Source organism: Pseudoalteromonas sp. MMG006 (assembly GCF_018101025.1).
GTDB lineage: Bacteria > Pseudomonadota > Gammaproteobacteria > Enterobacterales > Alteromonadaceae > Pseudoalteromonas.
Genome location: NZ_JAGJEJ010000024.1, coordinates 1 through 25,604, shown reverse-complemented (window position 1 = coordinate 25,604; position 25,604 = coordinate 1). Strand labels below are relative to the sequence as shown.

Below are 25,604 nucleotides of genomic sequence, written 5' to 3'. Positions count from 1 at the left end.
TATTTTTAAATAAATGATGCAACACGAGAGGTTTTAGGTAAGATAGGCGCTATGGACAAAAATAAAGAGACAAGGTAATGCGATCTATACTTGCTTTAACACTATCAGCACTTGCCCTAAGTGGCTGTGTTAGCGAAAGTAGTTATAACGGAAGTAACAAACCTGTCGTCAATAATAAAATTAACAATGCTGGCGCAGCACGCACACGTATAGCTTTAGCCCTTCAGTACTTAAAAGCGGGTAATAACTCCCAAGCAAAATATAATTTAGAACGCGCATCTGAATTTGCCCCAAACTTACCTGAAGTTCACTACTCTCTTGCTTATTACTACCAACAAGTTGGCGAAAACGCACGTGCAGATAAAGCTTACCAAAAAGCACTTGATATCAAACCAGACGACCCTAATACCCTAAATAACTACGGCGTATTTTTGTGTGGTATTGATGAATACGACCGCGCGACAGACCAATTTTTGAAAGCCATTGACGTACCCAGCTATATTCGAGTTGCCGAAAGCTACGAAAACTTAGCCTTATGTGCCATTGAGTTTGACGACTTTGAAAACGCTGAAAGCTACTTTAAGCAAGCGCTCAATCATAGCTCACAACGTACATCTACTTTAATAAGTTTAGCAGCACTGTACTACGCTAAAAGCGATTTACACAAAGCCGGCGAACTTGTAAAACGATACGACGATACAGGGCGAGTATCTTCTCGTGCTTTAATGCTCAGTTATTTAGTAAAAAACAAAATGGGACGAATAGAAGAGTCGGAAAAAATAGCCGCTACTATTTTACAAACTTACCCAAGTAGCAACGAAGCTTACGCAATAAGAGAAAAGCGCACACGCTTTAACGAGTTTGAAATGCTACGCGAAAAATACCGCAAAGCTAAATTAGATGAGTTAAAAGAAGACGAAACGGGCGCTTACGTTGGCGCTAAACCAAAAATAAAAATTGTCAGGAAAAAAAGCGCATCGCTTGATAACTCTATCAGCTTAGTTGCTAAAAACAATAAACCAGAAACACTACCACTAGCAGCGCAAGACGCAAACCCAGTTATAGCGCGAAAAACACAAATAGAGCCAGCACAAGCAGCAACTAGCAACCAAGTTAATGAAAGCACAAAGCAGCTAGCAAATGTAGCACCTGCAGTTACAAACAAAGCTCCTGCAGCAAAACCGGCACCAAGTGAAAAAGTATTAACACCAAGTGCACCAACCGATACATCAGCAGTTATGCTAGCACTTACTACAGAGCACGACTCGGCAGATAACATTGCTCCTCAGCCAAAAAGCAAACAAAAAAGTACATCTAAACCGAGTGTTTCTAAGCCAACGACTGCTAACGCTGTGAACGCTCCTGCGACAACCGACGATGAAGTTAAAATAATTTCATTTGGCGCACCTAAAACAGCCAATTTTAACTCGCCGAAAGCAACAAATAACACAATAACTGCACCTGTAAGTACAGTAAAAAATGAAGGCGCTGACGTAGTATTTTACGAAACCACTAAAGATGCCGGCGTGTTTAAAAATAACGATTACCAAAGTAGCTCAGATATAGAGTTTAAACCTTACGATGCAGTGAAAAAAACCGAGCCACCAATGCTCAATCCTAAAGTGCCCGCTTTGCGAGTACCGTTTCATGTAATTGCTGCTGGCGAAAACCTATTTAGCATTTCGGTGCGATACAATGTTAAACTACAAAAACTCTTGCAATGGAATGGTTTGAAAGAGTCGGATCGGGTGATGAACGGAAGTAAAATTTACCTAAACGATCCTAATATTTATTACGAAATTAAAGCTGGCGATTCCCTTTACGATATAGCTACCCAGCGGCATGTATTAATTGATGAATTAATGCGATGGAATAAATTAAGTCCTGATATAGCATTAACGCCAGGACATAGACTTTTACTAGTGGATCCAGACTCGTACACATTATGAATGAAGAAAATACGCAAGCTCAAAGCGAGCAACCTACGGTAGGCCAAATACTAAAAAAACACCGTGAGCAAGCAAGCGTTAGCATAAAAACTATCGCAGCCCCATTAAAGCTGTCTGAATTACAAGTACAGCGCCTTGAAAACGACGAATTTGCATTACTAGGTCCTATTACGTTTGTAAAAGGGTATATAAAAAACTATTGCCGCGAATTAAAAGTTGATAGCGCACCGATAATAGCGATGATGCCTGCGCCGCCTGAGCCTACAAAGCCAGCTAACATGCAAAGTTTTTCGCGTCGCACAGAAAAAGAAGCAAACGATAGCCGCTTAATGCTATTTAGTTACTTAATTTTGGCGATTGTTATTGGCTCGTCTGCTTTATGGTTTTGGCAAAATGCGACCCCAATTGAAGAGCAAACCAGCAACATAAATGTCGAGAACTCAAAAATGAGTGAACGCCAAGCTGCGCAGCCAACAGTTTTACAACAAGAGCAACAAGCCCAAATAGATGACGAATCGTTATTAACGCCGCAAAGCACACTTGCAACTAGCGAAATACCCACGCCACAAACGCCTGTTGAAGCAGCACCTGCGGCACAACAAGAACAAAGTACAGATAACCTAAGTACGATTGTAATGAACTTTAACGATGAAAGTTGGGTTGAAATTTACGATAGCGAAGGAGAAAAAGTAGCATTTGGTGTTAAAAAAGCAGGCTACAAAATGACCGTAAGCGGCACCCCTCCTTTTTCTGTTGTGCTGGGTAAGCATGACGTTGTAAGTATTACCCTAAACGGCGAACCTGTTGATATTTCATCGTTCCCTAAAAATCGTTTAGCTAAATTTAAATTACCATTAGCAGAGTAGTCGCTATGTTTTCAGAATCTCCAATTAAACGCAGAAAATCCACCCGTATTAATGTAGGTAACGTGCCTATTGGTGATGGTGCCCCTATTGCAGTGCAATCGATGACCAACACCGACACCATGGACGTTGATGCAACCGTTGCACAAATTCAAGCTATACAAGATGCTGGTGCCGACATAGTACGCGTATCAGTGCCGACTATGGACGCAGCACAAGCGTTCAAAAGTATAAAAGAGCAAGTAAGTATTCCGCTTGTTGCCGATATTCACTTTGATTATCGCATAGCCTTAAAAGTGGCAAAATATGGCGTAGATTGTTTACGTATAAATCCAGGTAATATAGGTAGCGAAGAGCGTATTAGAGCCGTAGTTGACTCTGCACGCGAACATAACATTCCTATTCGTATTGGCGTAAACGGTGGCTCACTTGAGCGCGACTTACAAGAAAAATACGGCGAGCCAACGCCCGAGGCATTACTCGAATCAGCAATGCGCCATGTAGATATATTACGTCGCCTTGATTTTGATCAGTTTAAAATATCGGTAAAAGCGTCAGACGTATTTTTAGCGGTAGGCGCGTATCGTTTACTGGCTAAAGAAATAGATCAGCCATTACATTTAGGGATCACTGAAGCTGGCGGCATGCGCTCAGGCTCGGTTAAATCAGCTGTTGGCCTTGGTATGCTACTTGCTGAAGGCATTGGCGACACGCTACGTGTATCGCTTGCTGCCGATCCAGTACAAGAAATAAAAGTAGGCTTTGATATTCTAAAATCGCTGCGTATACGCTCACGCGGTATTAACTTTATTGCCTGCCCTAGCTGCTCACGCCAAGAATTTGATGTAGTGAACACCATGAACCAGCTTGAAGAACGCCTAGAAGACATTATTGAACCGGTATCGGTTTCGGTAATAGGCTGTGTTGTAAACGGCCCAGGTGAAGCACTAGTAAGTGATATTGGTCTTGCAGGTGCAAACCGTCGCTCAGGTTTATACATTAACGGCGAACGCCAAAAAGCACGTATAGATAACAACAACATTGTTGACCAACTTGAAGGCTACGTGCGCGACTTTATTGCTCAAAAAGAGCAGCAAACACCTATCGACGTTAAAATAGTCGAATAAATACCGCATAAAGCGCCAAACAGCGGTGTTTGGCGCTTTATAGCTAGAGGATACCCAAACGACTCCAAGATACAGAATTCAGCGTTTCACAGGCTCTTAATATCAAGGCGTTACTTTGCAATAATGGCAATCCCTTTTAAAAAGTAACAACGATGAGAGTAAGTGTCTGTGAACCGCCCAACGGGTTGGTTTAAAAGCGATTTATACTGCGTTATTGATTTTAACAATAGAACCACTATTACTTTCAATCAATGCCTTGCCTAAATCGCTTTTAATTCCAACTGAAACTCGCATCATGGGGTCATTTGGGTATATAATACCGGGTCAATTTTTAGCATTCTTGTTGTGTAAGCATTTTTATTACACATAAACAGTAATTAGGATTTATCAGTGGCAAAACAAATTCAGGCAGTTCGCGGTATGAACGATTGTCTGCCGGGCGACACGCAAGTTTGGCAGAAAGTAGAAAACATTTTACGCGAGACAGTAGCTTCGTTCGGTTATCAAGAAATTCGTTTTCCTATTGTAGAATCAACCGATTTATTTAAACGCTCTATTGGTGAAGTTACCGATATAGTAGAAAAAGAAATGTACACCTTTGCCGATCGCAATGGCGATTTGCTAACACTTCGCCCAGAAGGCACCGCAGTGTGTGTACGTGCAGGTAACCAAAATGGTTTACTGTACAACCAAGAGCAACGCCTTTGGTACATGGGCCCAATGTTTCGCCATGAACGCCCGCAAAAAGGTCGTTACCGTCAGTTTCACCAATTTGGTTTAGAAACATTTGGCATTGCCACAGCCGACATAGACGCAGAAGTTATTTTATTAACAGCCCAATTATGGAAAGCGTTTGGCATTAGCGAGCACGTACGTTTAGAGCTAAATTCTTTAGGATCTAACGAAGCGCGCGCCGATTACCGCGATGCTTTAGTGGCCTACCTTGAGCAACATACCGACGTGCTTGATGAAGATTCAAAACGCCGTATGTATTCAAACCCATTGCGTGTACTCGATAGCAAAAATCCAGACGTTCAAGCAATCTTAGTAGATGCGCCTAAATTGTCTGAGCATTTAGATGCTGAATCAAAAGAACATTTTGAAAATTTATGTGAACGTTTAGACGCAGCTGGCGTCATATACACGGTTAATGAAAAGTTAGTGCGTGGTTTAGACTACTACAACCGTACAGTTTTTGAATGGGTAACAGATAGCCTAGGTGCACAAGGTACAGTGTGTGCCGGCGGACGCTACGACGGCTTAGTTGAGCAACTTGGCGGTAAAGCAACGCCAGCAGTTGGTTTTGCAATGGGTTTAGAGCGCTTAGTACTGTTACTACAAGCACTTGAGTGCGTAGGTGACATTCGTCGTAATGCTGATGTATATTTAGCGGCAATGGGCGACAAAGCCAGCATTCAAGCACCAGCTATAGCAGCGCAACTTCGCAGCGACGTACTAGGTTTACGCGTTATGGTTCATGCTGGTGGCGGTAACTTTAAAAAACAATTAAAACGTGCTGATAAAAGCGATGCACTTGTTGCAGTGATTATTGGTGAAGATGAATTAGAAAAAGGCGTTGTGACCATAAAATATTTACGCGAGCGTAAAGAACAAGTCACATTAGAATTAGAACAAGCTAAAGCGCTACTAGCTGAGCTTATAAACGGCTAAGCGAACATTAGAGGTAAGAATGGACATTTATTCAACAGAAGAACAACAAGCAGAAGCCATAAAGCGCTTTTTCCGTGAAAACGGCCTTTCACTTGCGCTAGGTGTAATTGTTGGTTTAGGCGGTTTATATGGCTGGAAAGCATATAACCAAAACCAAATTACTACCGCTGAGCAAGCGTCTGATTCATACACTAAGCTTGTTGAAAGTGATGATGTTTTATCATCTGCAGATACATTTATTAGCGAAAACAAAGACACAAACTACGCAACCCTAGCGGCATTTGTAGCTGCTAAAGATGCTGTAGAAGCGCAAAAGTTAGATGTTGCTAGCGAAAAATTAAGCTGGATAGTATCAAACGTTGAAAACACAGAGTTAAAAGCAATTGCTATTACACGTTTAGCGCGAATTCAAATTGCACAAACTAAATATGACGATGCATTATCTACACTAAATGCACCATTACCAGAAGCATTTGATGCAAACGTTGCCGAGCTTAAAGGCGATATTTACACAGAGCAAGGTAATGCAGAACAAGCTCGTACTGCGTATCAAGCAGCAGTAGATGCAGGTGGATTAACAGGTAACCCACTTTTACAAATTAAGTTAGATGACCTAGCAGTAACTAGCCCAGCGGCATAAGGTTTTAGGTATGAGAAAAATAACTACAGCAACGCTTGCCTTATGTATGGCAACATTAATGGGTTGCTCATCAAGCGATGATGAAGACGAACTAGTACTACCTGAAATTGTAAATCAATTTGAAACAGACGTAGTTTGGCAAGAATCTGTGGGTGATGGCGTTGAGCATTATTTCTCTCGTTTATCGCCAGCTGTATATAAAGATACTATTTTTGTTGCCAGCCGCGAAGGCCAAGTAGAAGCGTTATCGCTAGCTAATGGTGATGTAAAATGGGAAACCGATGTTCGCCAAGATGTATCATTTTGGCCTTGGAGTGACAACGGCACTGCAAAATTATCAGGTGGCATTTTACAAGCCTATGGTAAAATATACATAGGTTCTGAACATGGCTTTATTATTGCCCTTGACCGCGAAACCGGTGAAGAGGTTTGGCGTAAACAAGTACCAGGCGAATCTCTGTCTAAACCAACAGCAGGTGATGGCCTAGTCTTTGCAAATTTAGGTTCGGGTAAATTGTTAGCCCTTCACCCAGATACTGGCGAAGAGCGCTGGAGCTTTGAACAAGAAGTTCCGCCACTAACATTACGCGGACAAAGCTCACCAACTGTTGCAAACGGTGGTGTATTAGTGGGCCTTGAAACAGGCAAACTTAGCGTATTAATTTCAGACAGTGGTTATTCTGCATGGAGTGCCGAAATAGCAGTTGCTAAAGGTGCATCAGAATTTGAACGCCTTGTTGACGTAGATACTCAGCCTCTTATTAGCGGCCCATATGCCTACGCAATTGCCTACAACGGCAATCTTGCAGCAGTTGATATTCGCTCTGGCAATGTGGTATGGAAACGTGAATACAGCAGCTACCGCGAAATTGCGATGGATGCACAAACTATCTACTTAGTAGATAGCGATGGTGTTATTTACGCATTAGATAAAAATTCAGGTATTGAACGTTGGAGCCAACCCGCTCTACGTGGTTGGTACCTAACAGGCCCTGCAGTTGCAGGTAACCACTTAGCTTTAGGTGACCAAGAAGGTAACCTACATTGGCTTAACAAAGAAACTGGCGAGTTAGTATCTCGCGAAGACTTTGACAGCTCAGGCTTTTTTGTTGAGCCTATTGTTGCCGACGACAAGCTAATTTTATACACCCGTGATGGTGAAGTTAGTGTGGTAAACATACCTAACTAACTAGCTAACACTTAAAGGTTTTTTGTAAGGCTTCGCACTGCGAAGCCTTTTGTTGTTTTTTAAAGAGGTAGTTTATGCTTCCCGTGATCGCTCTAGTTGGGCGACCCAATGTGGGCAAATCCACATTATTTAACCGTTTAACACGTACTCGTGATGCGCTCGTAGCCGATTTTCCAGGTTTAACACGAGATAGAAAATATGGCCAAGCTAATTACGATGGCTTTGAATTTATCGTGGTAGACACGGGTGGTATTGATGGCTCTGAAGAAGGCATTGAAACAGAAATGGCTGATCAGTCATTACTTGCCATTGAAGAAGCCGATATAGTGTTGTTTTTGGTTGATGCCCGCGTAGGTATGACCGTAGCAGACCAAGCCATTGCTAATCACTTGCGCAAGCAAGAGAAAAAGAGCTTTGTGGTTGCTAACAAAACCGATGGTATTGATGCAGACTCAAACTGTGCTGAATTTTACCAGTTATCATTAGGTGAAATACACCATATTGCTGCTGCACATGGCCGTGGTATTACATTACTACTTGAGCAAACTCTTCAGCCAGTAATTGCTGAACTAGCTGCACAAGACGAAGATGTAACAGACGATGACGAAAGCCTAATTGACCTTTATCAAGAAGGTGAAGGCGACGATACAGACCATCAAGCATTTGCAGATAAACCTGTAAAACTGGCTATTATCGGCCGCCCTAACGTAGGCAAGTCAACACTTACAAACCGTATACTCGGTGAAGAACGTGTCATTGTATACGATATGCCAGGCACAACGCGCGACTCTATTTATATTCCGATGACCCGTAACGACAAAGAATATATTTTAATCGATACCGCTGGTGTTCGTAAGCGTAAAAAAGTAAGCGACGTAGTTGAGAAATTCTCAGTAATTAAAACACTTCAAGCAATTGAAGATGCAAACGTTGTACTACTTGTTGTTGATGCGCGCGATGGTATTTCTGATCAAGATTTAAGTTTATTAGGTTTTGCGCTTAACTCAGGTCGTTCATTGGTTATTGCCGTGAACAAATGGGATGGGCTTGATGATTACGTTAAAGACCGTATTAAAACAGAGCTTGATCGCCGTTTAGGCTTTATTGACTTTGCACGCTTACACTTTATATCGGCACTTCACGGTACAGGTGTTGGCCACTTATTTGAGTCGGTTGATGAAGCGTACGAGTCAGCAACTAAGCGTATTAGCACCGCAATGCTTCGCCGTATTATGGACATGGCACAGGCCGATCACCAGCCGCCACTTGTTCGTGGACGTCGTGTTAAGCTTAAATACGCGCATGCCGGTGGTTATAACCCGCCACGTATTGTAATTCACGGTAACCAAGTTCACGATTTACCAGATAGCTACAAACGCTACCTTATGAACTACTACCGTAAAGCACTCAAAATTATGGGCACCCCAATCAAAATTGAATTTAGAGAAGGTGATAACCCATTTGCAGGGCGTACTAATAAAGTAACGCTTTCGCAAAAACGTAAAATACGTGCATTTGCAAAAGAAAACCGTAATAAATAAATTTGTTAAAAATTAGTTTATTGCAATAAAAACGGCGTACTTTTTAGTACGCCGTTTTTTTATGCACTAAATTATTCAAGTGCTTTATGAATAAGGCCAACGAGTGGCGCTGGCAATGTAATATTTCCTGCCAATACAAACTCATGCGCGTCATCTGACATTTTTTGCCATGTACGGCGAATAATCCCTATCCATTTTTCTTCATTATAATCAGGTTTTGCATTTGCAAACCCAAGCATGTAATGCTCAATAAATACGAGGCTTGCTACATCTTCTACTAATTGGCTGTCTGGGTTACGTTTAATATTCTTTTTAGCGACTGCATCGTACACTCGGTTTTGCTCAGCCTCGCTGTACCCAGCTTGCTTCATGAGCGCTACAACACTACTTGCATGAAATATATAAAGTGCACTGCGCCACTGATGATAGCCTTGCTTGTTCATTGCAAAGTCGCTACGCGGCGACTTCCAACGTTGTATATGCTGCCCACGCACTGCAATTTGCATAAGCTCGTCAGCATCAGGCTTAAATCGGCTAAGCATGTCGCTCATTCGAGTAGCATAAAGGCTTTCTTTGGGCACGCTTTGCCCATTAAATTGCTCAGTGTTTGGGTCTTGGTTGTTAGCTTCATCAATTAGGGCGATTACTTTATTAAACATGACGGTCATTTTTTATAATAAGTTTTAATCATTCTAAACGCTGATAAAACAATAAACTAGTGCGCCACTCAGTTACGCAGTGAAATTTGTTCAATCAAAAAGTTATACTAAGAAGTACAGGTTATAAAAGTAGGCGCATTGATTAAGTTAACTTGTTATTATCTTAGAAACAAAAATAACATATGTGCGTAAACTAATAAAAATCAACGCGCTAAAAATGAGAATAATATGTTTAAAAAAAGTATTTTAGCCATTTGCTTGGCTTTTACATCGCTACCAAGCCTAGCCGACAGTAACAGCGATTTAAAAATCATTATTGATAACCATTGGCAAAATGCAAAAGCTGAAAAAATATTTTTTCGAACTGACCCAGACGGATGGAAACCAAACGGCACATTACCAAATTGGAGCGAACAAGCCATTGCTAAGCGCCAAGCTTATAACAACAGCGTACTAAAAAGCTTAGCCAGCATTGACCCAAAAGCGCTCAACAACGAGCAACTAATGAACTACCGCTTATTTAAATATGAGCGAGAAACCGAGAAGCAAAGCTACCTTTATCAAGATAAGTATTTTCCGGTTAATTTTTTAAGTGGCTGGCATACTTACTTTGCAGAAGCGCCCGCTAACATGGCTTTTTTAACAGCTGATGATTACAACGCATTTTTAATCAGCCTTGCCGACTACCCTCGCTTTAATCAGCAAAATATTGATTTAATGAAAGAAGGTATAAAAACAGGGTTTACTCATTATTGTAAAACCTTTGAAAATTACAGCCAAAGCATTAGCGCGCACATAGTTAACAACCCCGAAAACAGCGCCCTTTACGAACCCTTTACACGTATACCTAATACCTTTAATACAGCGCAAAAGGCAAGTTTAAAACAAAAAGCCCAAGCTGTAATTAAAGACAAAGTAATTCCTGCCTATCAGCATTTTTACGACTTTTTTAAAAATGAGTATATGCCACACTGTAGAGCGCAGCCTGGTATTGCAAGCGTTAAAGGCGGGCTTGATTACTACAAGTACACCGTTAATTACTACACCACAACAAACGCCACACCAAAGCAAATTCAAGAGCTTGGCTTAAAAGAAGTCGCGCGTATTAAAGCGAAAATGCAAAGCATTATTGATGAAGTAGAATTTGATGGCACCTATAGTGAGTTTTTAGAATTTTTAGCAACCGATGAGCAATTTTACGCAACGGACGCGCAAGATTTACTTGAAAAAACAGCCTTTATTACGCAAAAAATGTATGGCAAATTACCAACCTACTTTAATCATTTACCGCGTAACACCTTCACTGTTAAAGGTTCAGCGAGTCGTGGTGCGTTTTATATGCCACCTGCTGATAACCGCTCTCCTGGCACTTACTTTTTAGCCTCAACACCTAAACTGCAGCCTTTGTATAATTTAGAAGCACTTAGCTTACACGAAGCCATACCTGGGCATCATTTACAAAATGCCATTGCTATGGAGTTAAATGTACCCGAATTTAGACGCACACTTAGCCACTCAGCATTTGGCGAAGGTTGGGCACTTTACACCGAACGTTTAGGTAAAGAAGCCGGATTTTATCAAAGCCCATACAGCGACTTTGGTCGTTTAGGTTACGAAATGTGGCGTGCCGTGAGGCTTGTTGTTGATACTGGGATTCATGCCTTTGGCTGGAGCCGCCAAAAAGCAATCGATTACCTAGCAAGCCACACCGCTTTGCCACAAAGCGCGGTGGAGGATCAGATAGATCGTTATATTTCATGGCCAGGCCAAGCGCTCTCGTACAAAATGGGCGAAATTAAAATACGAGAACTACGTGCAAAAGCCGAAAAAGAACTCGGCCCACAATTCGACATACGCAGCTTTCACGACACCGTTATTGGCCAAGGTTCGCTCCCTATGGCAGTACTAGAAGACGTAATAAACGATTGGATAGCAAAACAAAAATCCGCTATTTAAACATTAAAGGAGGCGGTATTATTTGCCGCCTCTTTTTAAAACCCTCTTAAACAACTCAAAACTAATCTCTACCCGCTTTTGCTTCGTAAAGTTAATTGATTATAAAAACCAGAGCATAAGTATGAGCAAACGCATTTTATATTGGCTACAAAACGATTTACGCCTAACCGACAACCCAATTTTTAGTGACCTTGTGTTGCAGCAATGTGCGCTTGATATTGTATTTGTTATAAACCCGCACTGGTTTAAAAATAATAACTACCAACAAAAACCCTACGGCATACATAAGCAGCAGTTTTTGATGCAAAGCTTGTACGAGCTTCAAGAAGCACTTATTGAGCGTGGGCAAACCCTGCATGTACTTGAGGGCGAACCTGTATCACTTTTAAAAGCGCGTATTAATGAGCAAAATATAGATGAAGTGGTATACAGCGAGCAATTTGGCCTGTACGAACAACGCCAAATAAACTTACTCAAAGCACATTGTCCCAATACAAAATTTACAGAGACGCAGCAAGATACGCTCTATAAACAAAGTGATCTCCCCTTTGATTTAAACGAATTACCTAAACACTTTACCCCGTTTCGTAAAAAGGTAGAGGCCGCTAATAACCCCATTACTCCTTCTACTTTGCCAAACGGTTTAGTCCCCCAACCTATAACATTATGTGCGGCCAAACCAATTGAGCTTATTGATGACAACAACGCGATAATGCACGGCGGATTTAAAAGTGCGCAAACTCATTTAGCACAGTACTTTTCGGGTTTACTGCCAAGCACCTATAAAACAACTCGAAACGAGCTTGATGGCTTTAATAACACCACAAAATTTAGTACTTGGCTTGCCTTTGGCTGTTTAAGTGCAAAACAAGTGTATAAAGCCGTGGAAGATTACGAGCAAAGCAACACGGCAAACGAGTCTACTTACTGGATTAAATTTGAATTGCTATGGCGAGAGTATTTTAAATGGCACGCACTTAAAGCAGGTAGCAGCCTGTTTAGCTTTAAAGGCCAAAAACAGACTAAACCACTCACTACCTTTATACCAACACGCTTTGCAGCATGGTGTAATGGCACAACGCCTTACCCACTTGTAAATGCCATTATGGAAGAACTAAACACTACGGGTTACATTTCAAACCGTGCAAGGCAAATTGCAGCAAGCTGTTTAGTGAACGAGCTTGGCCTTGATTGGCGATACGGCGCAGCCTATTTTGAGCAGCAATTGATTGATTATGATGTAGCGGCTAACTGGGGCAACTGGCAGTACATAGCCGGTGTAGGGGTAGACCCGCGTGGCGGACGCCACTTTAATATACAAAAGCAAACGACGCAGTTTGATCCAAATGGTACTTATACCAACAAGTGGCATGGGCACAGTAATAAAACAGAGCAGATCGATCACTTAAACGAGGTAGATTGGCCTATTTAATCCAATCTACCTCCAGCAGGTTATATTTAAAACACTTGCGCAATGCCTACATTAATTGCAAAGCCACCCAAAGTTAAAAATAAAAATAAACAACCTGCTAATAACAGCGGTTTAATACCTGCTTGGCGAATAGCGCTAACATGTGTGCGCAAACCTAAAGCCACCATCGCGATGGTAAGTAATATATTATCAAACCATACAATGGAGTTTGTAGTACCTTGCGGAATAATAGAGAGTGAATGTACACCACTTGCCACAATAAATAACACAGCAAACCAAGGGATTGTAATACCCGCTTTTTGCTCGCTGCTGTGCTTGCTGTTGTTTGTTTTTGCATGCTTTTTACTTTGCCAAAACGATAAACCCAATAAAAATGGCGCAAGCATCATCACTCTTAGCATTTTTTCTATTACTGCGGTGTCGGCCGCATTGGCACTTATCGCAGTACCCGCTGCAACCACTTGCGCTACTTCATGAATGGTTGAACCTACAAAAATACCGTATGCGTGCTCGCTCAACCCCATGTATTCAAACATTATTGGGTAGGCAAACATGCTTAACGTGCCAAACACCACCACCGTTGCCACAGCTACTGATACTTTGTGCGCTTGCGCTTTTATAACCGGCTCAGTCGCCATTACAGCTGCTGCGCCACAAATAGAGCTACCTGCGCCAATTAATATTACTGTTTGCTCATCAAGCTTAAATACTCGTTTGCCAAGCTGTATTGCTAATATAAACGTACCACTGAGCATAACAATATCGGTTAGTAAGCCATGCCAGCCAACGCCAGCTACCTGTGCAAAGGTAATTCTAAAACCAAATAAAATAATACCTGCTTTGAGTAAAATACTTTTAGCGTAATCAACACCTACATCGGTACGCGCAGCAATATGCGAAAATACACTGTTACCCACAATAATGCCAAGCACAATACCAATCGTTAAAGAGCTAAATTGCGCACTTTGCATTATGGGTAACTTACTTAATGCAACAGATACCCCCGCTAAAACAACCACCAGCAGGATACCTAACCACCAGCGTATATCACTGTACTGCTTAGTATTAATACCCAAAGGCTGAAACCCATTTTTAATAGCACTAAGCATCATGTTCCCTCAATTAAACAATGTTGATGTGTTGACTTCATTTTAAGAAAGCGCAAAATATAACTCCAATACATTAAAATCATGATTCGATAACTTAAAGTTATGTAATTTGAGAGACACGATGAACTTGCATGCACTTCGGGTGTTTTATAACGTAGCAAAGCTTGGTAGTTTTTCAGGCGCAGCCGAAGCGCTTTTTATAAGCCAGCCTGCGGTATCAAAGGCTTTAAAAGAGCTAGAGCATCAGTTAAATATACAACTTATTGAACGTGCTTCTAAAGGTAAAAAACTTACTTTAAGCGAAGGCGGCCAAGCCTTGTATGATCACGCCCGCAGTATTTTTGCTATCGAAAAAGCCGCCGTTGACGATATAAAATCGCGCACGGGGCTTAAACGCGGCACACTCGTTATTGGCACCAGCACCACCATTGCCAGCTATTGGCTACCGCCTTATTTAGCTAATTTTTGCGCTCAGTACCCGCATATAAAAGTAGAAGTACAAGTTGCCAATACCGCACAAATTGAGCACGCATTACTTGAATGCACCATCGATTTAGCATTGGTGGAAGGCACACCTACCGAGCCGCATATCATAAGTAAACACTGGCAAAATGATTTAATGAGTGTCGTTATACCTAGTAACTTTAAGCCCACTAAAAACTTAAAAGCATGGTTAAACGAGCAATTTTGGTTATTACGCGAGCCAGGCTCTGGCACTTTAGAAATGTCGGAAAAGTTATTAGCAGAACATGGCGTACAAGCAGAGCAAAGTATGCAATTGGGCAGCAACGAAGCCATAGCAAGGGCCGTCGCTCAAGGTATGGGGGTCGCTTTATTGCCAAATGTAGTCACTGAGGATTTAGTGCAGCTAGGTAAATTAACACGCCTGAGCCAAAAAAATAACGAGCAACTCTCTCGGCCACTTTATCAACTGCATTATAAAGACAGACCGTCTTCACACGCTGCACAAGCGTTCGAAAAAGGCTTGTTTAGTCAGTAGTGATTATATGCGTAAATTTAACCGTTATATGTATGCTACGTATGTGCAAATTGCGAACGCTATTGACTTAAGATGCATGGAATCAAGATTTAATCCCTTTAGCTAAAGCCTTCATTGACGGGTTTTGTATCTAAGATCACTTTCAAACAATGGATAAAGACCCCTAATAAGCATGCTATGGATGTTATCTGACAAACTAAAGAAGTTTAAGTGTAGTGTTAGAAAAATTTAGTCATATAAAAACCCGCTAAATTAGCAGGTTCTAGTAAAACAGGTTTAAAGACCTGCTGTGGATATTGAGCGATGATAGGATGGAAAACTGCACCTACTGACTTAAACTTATTAAGCCCGCATGAACTTTTTTGCTATATTCTTTATCTCTAATGCAAAATACAAATTCAGCACTGGAAAAAAAATTAATTATAATTAAAGTGTCGGTATTTTTCATATTTAAAAAAGTATAATTAACTGTCTGACCATTTACACTAAACCATTTCGCATCCTTAAGCCTATTTTCTACCTCTACTTTATCTTTTTCATAAACAAAAGGGGTTGGAACAAATGAAATTGACTTACTCTTGGTTAGTACTTCGCCAAACTCTCTAAAATAAAGCCCTTTCGCACATTTTTCCGCTGAATCTAAAACTATTTGTGTATGCTCTCTAGCATTCCATAACCTAACTTCCAGTCCATTACGTTCCTCTATTAGTAAGTTATGTATAAAACTTCTTTTTAACTTACCATTATTATCAAATGTTTTACTGACACTATATAAAAGCTCATTTCCATCCTGCTGCGCTACCAAACCAATAAACACTTTAAAAATTTCATCTTGTTCTGAAGAGCCATTATTACAAGATTCACAAGCTTTTAAAGTATGTAAGTTAGGAATGATTTTCCTTATCTCTTTAGGGTATAGACCTTTTTGTGGTAGGTGCTCTTTTGTTAACTTTTCCGTAAAACGACCACATAATGCGCACTCTAGAGCAGCCATAGAGACTCTCCTTAATAAGACATAGCATAATAAAAATCAGTTCCCTCATGTATATAAGTTGGTGGCGGTACTATTTATATGATTATTCAAAACAGATATACATCAGATAAATCTTACTCAACATATAGAAGGAATCCAAAAGGGTAAATTTTGGCCTCATACATTAAAATATTAAGAGGCTACTCATAACAGCCCACCAACTAACATATAAACTCATCAGCTAAATAGGTAAGCTCTTATATCTCTAAGCTCTACTCACAAACCCTGCGTTAAATCTTGCGCTAACGTACCCGTTGGCTTTTCAACTACGCGAACTAACTCTTTACCATTTTGTTTAACAATGAACGTAGGCGTGTATTGTAAGTCATGAGCCTGTGCAATGCCTGCATCATCGCGTTTATCGTAACCTACGGCCACATAGTCAATGCTTACAAGTGTAACTTTCGATGCATCAAGTAATTTAATAAGCTTTGGTACTTCGCGCTCACTGTCGTGGCACCACGTGCCAAATAATACAATTAGCTCCTTGCCTTCTAGCTTTTGCATTAGGGCTATATCTTGCTCGGTTGGTGTAAACGCTTTGTATTGCTCGTTAAATTTATCGTAGTCGCTTAGCAGTGCTTGCGTACTTATCTCGCCCGAAAATGGCGCTGTAGCAGCGCAGCTTACAAGCGGCATGCTTAAAGCGCACAGTAAAATTAATTGTTTAAACATGAGGTACTCTTTAATTGGGTATTTAATTAAGTAATAATTTAGGTATCAAACGACTATACCCAATATTGAGCGTGGAGTGAACAGCTCTCAGGCGTTACTTTTTATCCATAAAAAAGTTAACTTGCGATAAGTTAGTTAAATATTCTCGCCTTACGTCTTTATTCTCAGCTAGCTTATCTAAATCACCAATTAAGGTTACAAGCTTAGTATGCGAGTGGCGATTCGTTTCTATAAAATCGTCTTGCTTGTCATCACTCTCATCGCGCTCTTTTTTATGCACAGAGTAGCTATTTTCGTTTTCTTCGAGCCAAATATCGTCAATTAAGCGAATGTCACTTTTGCTAATGGTTTGTTCTTGCATCGCCATTTGCAGCTCGTATTGATTTGTTTGCGGGTTAAACTCAAACATTTTTGTATCAACATCAACTTTGTGAGACTGATCGAGCCCCACAAGTTCTTTATTTTTAACGGCGGTGTTTACGTTATAACTCTCTTCTTTGTCGTAGTAGTCAGGGCGACTGTATTGATAATCAAAGTGGCTATTTACGTTTTTACTTTGTGTTAAACCACTAAGATCCCCTAATTGGGTTTGCTCAGTCGCTTGGTTTAGCTCAATAGTGCTTTTAGGCTGATAGTCACCGCTATCCAGTGCGTACGAAAAGGTAGCATCAAAATCAGCGAGCTTAGAAATACCCGCCCCTAAAGTATTGGGTGCTTTATTACCGAGTCCTTGGTAACGGCCATCGTTTGTAATTATGTTATCAACCAAATCGGCAACCATGGCGCGTCCGTCATTAAACTGCTGATCTGCAAGCGACTCTAAATTGCTATAACGTTCAGCCGCCGACGACATACTCGTAAAAGCGCCTTTAAACAATGCAAAACCTTGTTGCATTGTCTCGTCGCCCTTACGACCAAATGCCGAGTCTTTACTATCCTCGGTACTGTTTACTCGACTATCTTCTAGGCTTTGATCAAGCGACGCTAAATACTGCTGCATTTGCTGCGTGTCTTTAACGCCAATGGTTGACATATCGAGTGCAAAATCAATGTCGTTTTTCCCACTCTCGGCTTTAAACACAAGTGCTTGCTGGTTTGATGCTTCATCAATGGAATAACTTAAATCAAGCGTATTCTGGGCAGTATCAAGCTCATCATTTTGCGTTGTTGAAAACGACACATTAAAACCGGCTAACTGCTCACTATTAAAGCCCGCTAAAAAATCTAAGCTCATGTCTGTTTGGTTTGGCACTATAATAGGATTAAATGAGTTTTCATTCACTTTAAAAAACTCATCGGCCATTTCACCAACACCCGACATAACCTGCGTTAAAGCCGCATGTTCAGCCTCAGATAAATCGCCATTTACTTCGTAACTTATACCAAAGCCATCTATCGCTTCACCTGCTTCTTCGTCGTAACCTTGCGATGAGTTAAAGCTAATGTTTATAACATCACCTTCTTTAGTTTTTACCGAGAGCTCAAACAGGTAGTTATCGTCATCCTCGTATTTTGCGCGATTAAGACTTTCCATGTACGGATTAAGCGTGCGCTCAACACGTTGCTGACTTGAGGCTAAAAAGGTTTTTTGCTCATGCCCAAGCTGCCTTAAATTCGATAAAATATCGCTAGTATTAGCGTAAGCCCCCTGAATATTTTTAACCGACGTATTTAACCGCTCAATTAATTGGATACTGTTTTCGTTTTTTAATAACCCCTCATGCTGAGAGGTAATTACGGTGCGCAGGGCGAGTTCTTCATTGGAGGGTTTATAGTTATTAAGGCTTGGTGTACTCGATATTGTAAATAGTGAGGTCAATTGCTGCTGTAAAACATCCTCAACTTTTTGATTACTAGCCAGTGCTTCGTCAATAGTTTCGTTATTTAACTGGCTAAGCAGTTCGTCGGTTATTTTAGGTGCGTTAATGTGTAAAGCATTAATAGCTTGAAGGTCGCTACTGGTATGTAGCGAAGGACTCACAGAGCTTTGACTCCTATTATTAACTGATTGAGCAAGTAAAGCGCTTAAATTGGCGTGGTTGCCAAGAGTACTGTTGACCATGATTTTCCTTAATCGCTAAACCCTATTAAGTAATCTATCGGACACAGCATAAAAATCTTTAGTTTAAGGAGAGGTTTTTTACCTATTAATTATACAAACAACCCATTAATAAATTTAATAAGCATAAATGACATAAATCAAAACCGTATAAACGTAGGTCGGATAAGCGCAGCGCCATCCGACCATTCACCACTCGGTTTATTTACAACCCACCCAACCTTTAGGCGCTATTCTGCTCGCTTATTACTTTCATCTGTTTCTTTTATCCTTTGCACTAAAAAGTCGACCGCCGCTTTTACCTTTGGTACTAAATAACGCTGCTTTTGGTGCAACAGATAAACGGCCATATTGGTGTTTTGCGTTATCGCTAACTCATGCTCAAACTTAAGCTCTTGCAACTCACCCGTTTCAAGGTAGGATTTAAGCGCCCACCGTGTCGACATTAAAATCCCTTCTCCGTTGCAGGCTTTTTTAGCCAGCCAATTCCCATTATTTGAAATAGCGACGGCAGGCGCTGATACGTCGTGCCATTGTTCATTTATTTTACATAACCACGGCGTAGGCCCTGAGGGTGTTTTAAAATATAGGCCACGGTGCTGCAGTAATTCCATAGCACTTTTAGGCGTCCCGTATTTTTGCAAATACCCAGGCGACGCAACAGGTATAAAGCCATTATCCATAAGCTTAATTGCTAACACGCGCTCGTTAGGTGCATACCCTCCACGAATGGCTATATCAACGTCGTCACGCCCAAGGGTAGAAAGCTCATCGCTTAGGCTTACATCCAGTATAATTTCGGGATACAAAACACTAAATTCATCAAGTAGCGGCATTAAAATTTTGTCGCCAAAGCCAACCATACAACTAATTGATAATCGCCCCATGGGTGTAGTTTGGTAACTGCGCACTGTTTCTTGGCTCTGCGCCAGTTGCCCCAAAATTTGCTGCATATCGTTGTAGTAAATATGCCCAACTTCGGTAAGCTTAACAATGCGGGTTGAGCGTTTTAAAAGCGTAGCGCCTAAATTTTTTTCTAAATCGGCTACTCGGCGCGACAACGACGAAGGCGGCACACCAAACGCTTTTGCAGCTTTAGTAAAACTGCCTGTTTCGACTACTTTTATAAAATACCGTATGGCTTTTAGTTGATCCATGCTGCCTCAGGGTTAAATAAGCCTTGTTATTGCCTTAAAGGCAAAAGTGATTCGCATTTTCCCCTATATATAAGCAAATTAAAACAAGTAATAATAACCTTAACTTATCTACACGCTTTAATTTATTTAACGCCAATAGTTAAAGCTTAAAACCAAAGGCTACATTATGATTACTTTGCACGGCTTCGCAGCTAGTAACTATTACAACTTGGTTAAGCATGTACTTTTACACAAAGAGCTGCCATTTAATGAGCACCTTATATACAACAACGACGAGCAGTTTTTAGCTATAAACCCTATGGGGAAAGTGCCGGCTATTACCACCGCTGATGGGCTAAATATTGCAGAGTCGAGCGTTATTTGCGACTACCTTGAAGAAACCTACCCAAGCAACACGCTATACCCTGAAGATTCAGCCGAGCGTGCTTTTGTTCGCCAAATAATGAAAATAAGTGAGCTTTACTTCGAATTGCCAAGCAGACGCTTAATTCCGTATGTATTTACAGGCTCCCCTGCACCTGAACACGTAAAAGACGACATTCGCAAGCTATTAACGCGCGGTGTAAACGCCCTTTGTGAATTAACGCATTTTTCGCCGTGGATAGCAGGCGAACAATTTAGCATGGCAGATATTTACGTTTACTACGTAAATACAGTGGTTAACGCATTCACGCCAAAAGAGCTTAATTGGGATGTACTGGCCGAAATACCTGGTATGAAAGAATGGCAAGTAAAAATGAGTCAATCGACTATTGCACAGCAAATAGAGGCAGATCGCCAAGCAAATATGCCTGAGTTTATGCAAAAGGTAACAGCACAAATACAGGCAGCTCAAAGCAAGTAATTACGCTATACGCTACCCATTCTCAATTTATAGGAACAGTATTATGACAGATAAAAATATCCAACTTACTTCAACTATCAGCGAAGACAATAAACTCACACTTGCTTTAAAAAACATCGAGATGCCAAAGCCAAATGCCGATGAAGTAGTTATTCGTATTGAAGCTGCACCGCTGAACCCATCTGATTTAGGTGTGCTATTTAGCGCAGCTGATATGTCTACTGCAAAGCAATCGGGTACTGATGAAAACCCAGTAATTACTGCTGATGTTCCAGCTCAATTTATGCCATCACTTAAAACACGTGTTGGTAAAGCAACACAAGTAGGTAATGAAGGTGCAGGCACCGTAGTAGCAGCAGGCTCATCACCAGCCGCACAAGCATTAATGGGTAAAACCGTTGCAGTAATTGGCGGCGGTACGTATCGTCAATTTATATGTGCCAATGTACAAAGCTGTTTAGAATTAAAAGAAGGCACTACCGCTAAAGAGGGAGCGTCGTCTTTTGTAAATCCGCTTACTGCACTAGCCATGGTAGAGACCATGCGCGCCGAGGGCCATAAAGCCATTATTCATGCAGCAGCGGCTTCTAATTTAGGGCAAATGTTAAACCGCATTTGTATTGCCGATGGCGTTGATTTAATTAATATTGTACGCAAGCCAGAGCAAGAAACTCTACTGCGTAATATGGGTGCTAAATACGTTGTAAATTCAAGCAGTGATACGTTTATTGACGATTTAACAGCGGCCATTATTGAAACTGGCGCGACTATTTCGTTTGACCCAATTGGTGGCGGCCAATTAACAAGCGATATACTAAACTGTATGGAAGTAGCGGCCGCACGCGATATGAAAGAACACAGCCTATATGGCTCAGACACGTTTAAACAAGCATATATATATGGTGCGTTAGATCGCGGGCCTATTACACTTAATCGTAATTTTGGTTTTGCATGGGCTGTAAGTGGCTTTTTACTATTTAATGCCTTAGGTAAATTAGGCACTGAAACTGTAATGAAAATGCGTAAACGTGTAGCAGATGAAATAACAACCACCTTTGCAAGCAATTATACACATGAGGTTACCCTCGCTGAGGTATTAAAACTGGAGTCAATTGCCGCTTATTCTAAACAAGCTACTGGCGAAAAATTCTTAGTTAAACCACACGCTTAATTGTAGCCTACCCCCTTATAGAGCAGATACTTGCAGCAGTATCTGCTTTTTTATAAATATACATGCTAATCACAGCCTAGCTGTGAGGTTAATGCACAGTATAAGCCCTCTCAATACTGTTTATTAAAACCCTTCATAAAATCATCACAAAAACGTAACTTACTGAATGTTTACACATTGTTTGCACCTTCTATTTTTATAGTTTTGCGACGTTAATAAAATAAAAAAGATCGCATCAATGAACATAAAACCCATGCTATTTTATTCCGTTATTGCCTCTACTGCCTTTTTGTATGGTTGTGGTGGTAGTGAACAAAGTAGCGACACCAGCTCAGAGCAAAGCACTGATCAAACTGAAACAACCACCAGCACCGGCACACTCGTTATAAACGAAATTGTTGCAAGCTCAAGTGATACCAACTACGACTGGATAGAACTCTATGCCACTGCAGACATAGCCGACTTATCGGTATTTTCGCTTGTTGATGACAACGCCAACAGAGAGCCACAAGCTTTACCTGCCGTATCGCTTTCGCAAGGTGAGTTTATTGTTATTCAAGCCATTGATGAAACCGACACACCGCCCGACAACGGCTATTACGTAACCTTTAAATTAGGTAGCGACGATGCAGTCACGTTATACGAGGACGACACTGCCGTTTCTGTACTTGATTGGGAAGAAGGTGAAGCCGCTGAAGGCTTTAGTTACGGCTTATACACCGATGGTACCGGCACAGCGCAAACATTAACGCCAACAGAAGGCACAGCTAACCAAACAGCCGACACCTCTACACTTGTTACAACCCTAATTGCTGAAGATGCGCCACTGCGCATAAACGAAGTAGTAGCAAAAGATAGTAGCGGCGGTGAGGACTGGATAGAACTTTATGCAACGGGTAACACTGATGTTTACCTAGCAAACTACACCCTGAGTGATGACAGTAACGAGCAGTTTCCATTGCCTGATATTACGTTATCGCCCGGTGAATTTCACCGTATTTACGCAAGTACCGACGATTTAGATGACCTGCCAAGCGTAGCGTTTAAGTTGGGCTCAAGTGATACCGTAAGCCTATACAGTAACAACGTAATTATAGAACAACTCGCTTGGAAAAAAGGCCAAGCACTAAGTGGTTACAGTTATGGCCGCTACCCTGATGGCAGCGATGCAACTGCGGTATTAACTCCAACAGAGCTTAGCCAAAACAGCAAAGCAACTCACGGGCCACTCGTTATTAACGAAGTGGTGGCAAGCGCCGCAGACGATGGTAACGATTGGTTTGAGCTATACAATAACAGCGACAATACAATTAACTTAGCCAACTACCAAGTTATTGATGAAAGCGACGATATAGACCCAGTAACCCTTCCCGACATAGATTTATACGCAGGCCAATACATTACTATTTATGCCACCGACGAAGATCCAGGTACTTACTACGTACCCTTTAAGCTAGGCAAAGAAGACGAGCTAAGCTTAATGCTCAACGACGAAGTAATTGACTACATTGATTGGGACGAGAGCGATGTAGCCACGGGCTTTAGTTATGGCCTAAGTAACAGTACCGATTTTACTCATGCGTTTTTAACACCGACCCCAAGTAGTGAAAATACAGTTGCAAACGCATTTACACCCACAGCTGTTAATACGCTTTCTATTACAATTACCGACGAAAACTGGCAAGACATCCTAGACAACCCACTTGATGAGGAATACCACGAAACCGCTATTACCTTTAACGGGGTAACGCTAGATAGCGTGGCTATTCGTACTAAAGGCGGCTCTAGTTTAAGCACCGTAGCTAACTCAAGCAGCGACCGTTATAGTTTTAAAGTTGATATAAACGAATATGTGTCGGGGCAAACCTTTTTTGGGCTGAAAAAATTTACATTACAAAACTCGTTTAACGACCCGTCGTACATGCGTGAAGTAATCGCCTACGACCTAATGGACGAAATGGGTGTACCTACCCCTGAGCATGCTTACGTTAATTTTTATGTAAACGGGGAGCTATTTGGTTTGTACTTAATGGTAGAGGCCATTGATGGTGAGTTTTTAGAAAAACACTTCGCCAACAGTAATGGCGATTTATACAAACCAGATGGCACAGGCAGTGATTTGCTATGGCTAGGCGACGACATACAAAGCTATACGGATATAAACCTACAAACCAACGAAGAGAGCACCGATAACGGCGCATTTATTAACTTTGTAGAATCGCTCGATGCAGGTGAAACCAACGCCATAGATGAAGATACATTACTGCGTTATATGTCGGTAAGCACTTCTTTATCTAACCTTGATAGTTACCACGGTACACTTGCTCATAACTATTATATTTATGACCAAGACGGCGTATTTAGTATTTTGCCATGGGATTTTAACGAATCATTCGGCACCTTTAATATGGACTGTAACAGCGTAGATATAAGAGAGCTTTATATAGATGAGCCCGTAAGTGGCGCATTAAATGAACGCCCAATGCTTGCTAATGTATTTGCTGATCAAAGTAACCTTGATACATACCACAGTTACTTAACACAGCTTATTAATGGTTCACTTTCAAGCGACACCTTTAGTGTCCGCGTAAATGAAATAGCCGACCTAATTCGTGAGCACGTACAAAACGACCCTACTAGTTTTTATGGCTCATCTTTTTTTGAAAAAAACTTAACCTCAACCGTTGATAGGTTTTATGGGTTAACTGAGTTTATGGATTATCGCATAGCAAATATGACGGCGCAGCTTAATGGTTCATTACCCTCTGCAGGCGACGGCAGCGGCTTTTGTTCTAGATAAACAACTCATCTTCCATGTAGTGCCAGCAAGCTGGCACTTTATTACCTTACAATTTAATAACCTGAGAAAATTATAGAAAGTCCGGAACTTTTAAAAAGTGCAAAAATTTAGCTAGCTAAAACTATAAAGCCTCTGTATTAAAATGCTAACAACTTAAATGTTTTAGTTCGGCTTTTAGAAAGTTTAACTATGCAATAACAAATCTATTTAGTCGCCTTTTATATTGCCTTTCCCCTGCACTGCTTTTATTAAAGGTATACATGCTAAAGAAAGTATTAGTGCAATAAAAAAACCGATCATAGTGTTGCCAAACCAGATCCTAAAAATATTAGTTAATAAAGTTAAAATAAGAGCAGATATAATCCATGGATTTACGTTTTTCATTTCTAATTCCTTTTATGTTTTAAACAACTATTTTTTATCCAACTGGACTTCCCGTACTTTGCTAAACACTCAAGTACATTAAACATTTAGAGATATAATTAATTTGCTCGGTGTACTCTTACAAACTTCGCTAATGTGCCATGTATAGTGGTCACTGGTAAACTTTGATGTATGAAGTCAAGATTTGACCCCATTCGCTTCAGCGAATGAATTCAAGATTAAAAAGCAATCAATTAAAAATAGTAAGATATGTTCCTAAAAAGAGTAATTATACAGCCTCAACGCCTTGCTAAGCGGAAAATAATGGTTGGCTATAATCGCGAAGCGATGGCCAACTGTTATTTT

20 protein-coding genes are annotated in these 25,604 nt (G+C 40.9%); 13 read left to right on the top strand and 7 right to left on the bottom strand.

What is annotated here, in order from left to right; genetic code table 11:
- Window positions 1-77 precede the first annotated feature (77 nt).
- The 7 genes from pilW to der all read left to right on the top strand — a co-directional run bounded on the left by pilW (window position 78) and on the right by der (window position 8,980).
- A complete protein-coding gene (gene pilW, locus J8L73_RS17200) occupies window positions 78-1,949 on the top strand; it encodes a type IV pilus biogenesis/stability protein PilW (protein ID WP_211018911.1) in 1,872 nt (623 codons plus the stop codon).
- The gene (locus J8L73_RS17195) at window positions 1,946-2,815 is read left to right on the top strand and encodes a RodZ domain-containing protein (RefSeq protein ID WP_211018910.1); all 870 of its coding nucleotides are present in this window, start codon (window positions 1,946-1,948) and stop codon (window positions 2,813-2,815) included. The genes pilW and J8L73_RS17195 overlap by 4 nt, the downstream gene beginning before the upstream one ends.
- A 5-nt stretch (window positions 2,816-2,820) precedes the next feature.
- Window positions 2,821-3,939 (top strand): flavodoxin-dependent (E)-4-hydroxy-3-methylbut-2-enyl-diphosphate synthase, encoded by a 1,119-nt coding sequence (ispG, locus tag J8L73_RS17190; protein WP_211001699.1) that lies wholly within the window; start codon window positions 2,821-2,823, stop codon window positions 3,937-3,939.
- A 390-nt stretch (window positions 3,940-4,329) separates the two neighbouring features.
- Window positions 4,330-5,610, top strand: coding sequence for a histidine--tRNA ligase (gene hisS / locus J8L73_RS17185; RefSeq protein ID WP_211018908.1), 1,281 nt, complete (start codon window positions 4,330-4,332; stop codon window positions 5,608-5,610).
- Window positions 5,611-5,629: 19 nt separating this feature from the next.
- A complete protein-coding gene (locus J8L73_RS17180; RefSeq protein WP_211001701.1) occupies window positions 5,630-6,250 on the top strand; it encodes a tetratricopeptide repeat protein in 621 nt (206 codons plus the stop codon).
- 10 nt (window positions 6,251-6,260) lie between these two features.
- Window positions 6,261-7,439, top strand: coding sequence for an outer membrane protein assembly factor BamB (gene bamB, locus J8L73_RS17175; RefSeq protein WP_211001702.1), 1,179 nt, complete (start codon window positions 6,261-6,263; stop codon window positions 7,437-7,439).
- Between the two features lie 74 nt (window positions 7,440-7,513).
- Window positions 7,514-8,980: a ribosome biogenesis GTPase Der gene (gene der, locus J8L73_RS17170; RefSeq protein WP_058550518.1), complete on the top strand. Its 1,467-nt coding sequence runs from the start codon at window positions 7,514-7,516 to the stop codon at window positions 8,978-8,980.
- 71 nt (window positions 8,981-9,051) lie between these two features.
- On the opposite strand, the gene J8L73_RS17165 is transcribed toward der, so the two are convergent.
- Entirely contained in the window at window positions 9,052-9,639 is a 588-nt protein-coding gene (locus tag J8L73_RS17165) for a DUF4202 domain-containing protein (protein ID WP_211018906.1), read from the bottom strand.
- Between the two features lie 228 nt (window positions 9,640-9,867).
- Between J8L73_RS17165 and J8L73_RS17160 the strand changes: the two genes are divergently transcribed.
- Both J8L73_RS17160 and J8L73_RS17155 read left to right on the top strand, forming a co-directional pair.
- Window positions 9,868-11,595 carry a DUF885 domain-containing protein gene (locus J8L73_RS17160; protein WP_211018905.1) on the top strand — a complete coding sequence of 576 codons (1,728 nt, stop codon included), beginning with the start codon at window positions 9,868-9,870 and terminating at the stop codon, window positions 11,593-11,595.
- Window positions 11,596-11,716: 121 nt separating this feature from the next.
- Window positions 11,717-13,027: a DASH family cryptochrome gene (locus J8L73_RS17155; protein ID WP_211018903.1), complete on the top strand. Its 1,311-nt coding sequence runs from the start codon at window positions 11,717-11,719 to the stop codon at window positions 13,025-13,027.
- Between the two features lie 26 nt (window positions 13,028-13,053).
- On the opposite strand, the gene J8L73_RS17150 is transcribed toward J8L73_RS17155, so the two are convergent.
- The gene (locus J8L73_RS17150; protein WP_211018944.1) at window positions 13,054-14,136 is read right to left on the bottom strand and encodes a YeiH family protein; all 1,083 of its coding nucleotides are present in this window, start codon (window positions 14,134-14,136) and stop codon (window positions 13,054-13,056) included.
- 121 nt (window positions 14,137-14,257) lie between these two features.
- Between J8L73_RS17150 and J8L73_RS17145 the strand changes: the two genes are divergently transcribed.
- Window positions 14,258-15,136 carry a LysR substrate-binding domain-containing protein gene (locus tag J8L73_RS17145; protein ID WP_211018901.1) on the top strand — a complete coding sequence of 293 codons (879 nt, stop codon included), beginning with the start codon at window positions 14,258-14,260 and terminating at the stop codon, window positions 15,134-15,136.
- 325 nt (window positions 15,137-15,461) lie between these two features.
- On the opposite strand, the gene J8L73_RS17140 is transcribed toward J8L73_RS17145, so the two are convergent.
- The 4 genes from J8L73_RS17140 to J8L73_RS17125 form a co-directional block, all read right to left on the bottom strand.
- Window positions 15,462-16,130 carry a hypothetical protein gene (locus J8L73_RS17140; protein ID WP_211018892.1) on the bottom strand — a complete coding sequence of 223 codons (669 nt, stop codon included), beginning with the start codon at window positions 16,128-16,130 and terminating at the stop codon, window positions 15,462-15,464.
- Window positions 16,131-16,385: 255 nt separating this feature from the next.
- Window positions 16,386-16,844 carry a thioredoxin family protein gene (locus tag J8L73_RS17135; protein ID WP_211018890.1) on the bottom strand — a complete coding sequence of 153 codons (459 nt, stop codon included), beginning with the start codon at window positions 16,842-16,844 and terminating at the stop codon, window positions 16,386-16,388.
- A gap of 94 nt (window positions 16,845-16,938) precedes the next feature.
- Window positions 16,939-18,906 carry a hypothetical protein gene (locus J8L73_RS17130; protein WP_211018888.1) on the bottom strand — a complete coding sequence of 656 codons (1,968 nt, stop codon included), beginning with the start codon at window positions 18,904-18,906 and terminating at the stop codon, window positions 16,939-16,941.
- A 227-nt stretch (window positions 18,907-19,133) separates the two neighbouring features.
- A complete protein-coding gene (locus J8L73_RS17125) occupies window positions 19,134-20,060 on the bottom strand; it encodes a LysR family transcriptional regulator (protein ID WP_211018886.1) in 927 nt (308 codons plus the stop codon).
- Window positions 20,061-20,226: 166 nt separating this feature from the next.
- Between J8L73_RS17125 and J8L73_RS17120 the strand changes: the two genes are divergently transcribed.
- From J8L73_RS17120 to J8L73_RS17110, 3 genes are all read left to right on the top strand, one after another.
- Window positions 20,227-20,904, top strand: coding sequence for a glutathione S-transferase family protein (locus tag J8L73_RS17120; RefSeq protein WP_149592725.1), 678 nt, complete (start codon window positions 20,227-20,229; stop codon window positions 20,902-20,904).
- Between the two features lie 43 nt (window positions 20,905-20,947).
- Window positions 20,948-22,075, top strand: coding sequence for a zinc-binding dehydrogenase (locus J8L73_RS17115; RefSeq protein WP_211018884.1), 1,128 nt, complete (start codon window positions 20,948-20,950; stop codon window positions 22,073-22,075).
- Window positions 22,076-22,313: 238 nt separating this feature from the next.
- A complete protein-coding gene (locus J8L73_RS17110; protein WP_211018876.1) occupies window positions 22,314-24,875 on the top strand; it encodes a CotH kinase family protein in 2,562 nt (853 codons plus the stop codon).
- Window positions 24,876-25,082: 207 nt separating this feature from the next.
- On the opposite strand, the gene J8L73_RS17105 is transcribed toward J8L73_RS17110, so the two are convergent.
- Window positions 25,083-25,259, bottom strand: a complete 177-nt coding sequence (locus J8L73_RS17105) for a hypothetical protein (RefSeq protein ID WP_211001007.1) — start codon at window positions 25,257-25,259, stop codon at window positions 25,083-25,085.
- Window positions 25,260-25,604: the final 345 nt, after the last annotated feature.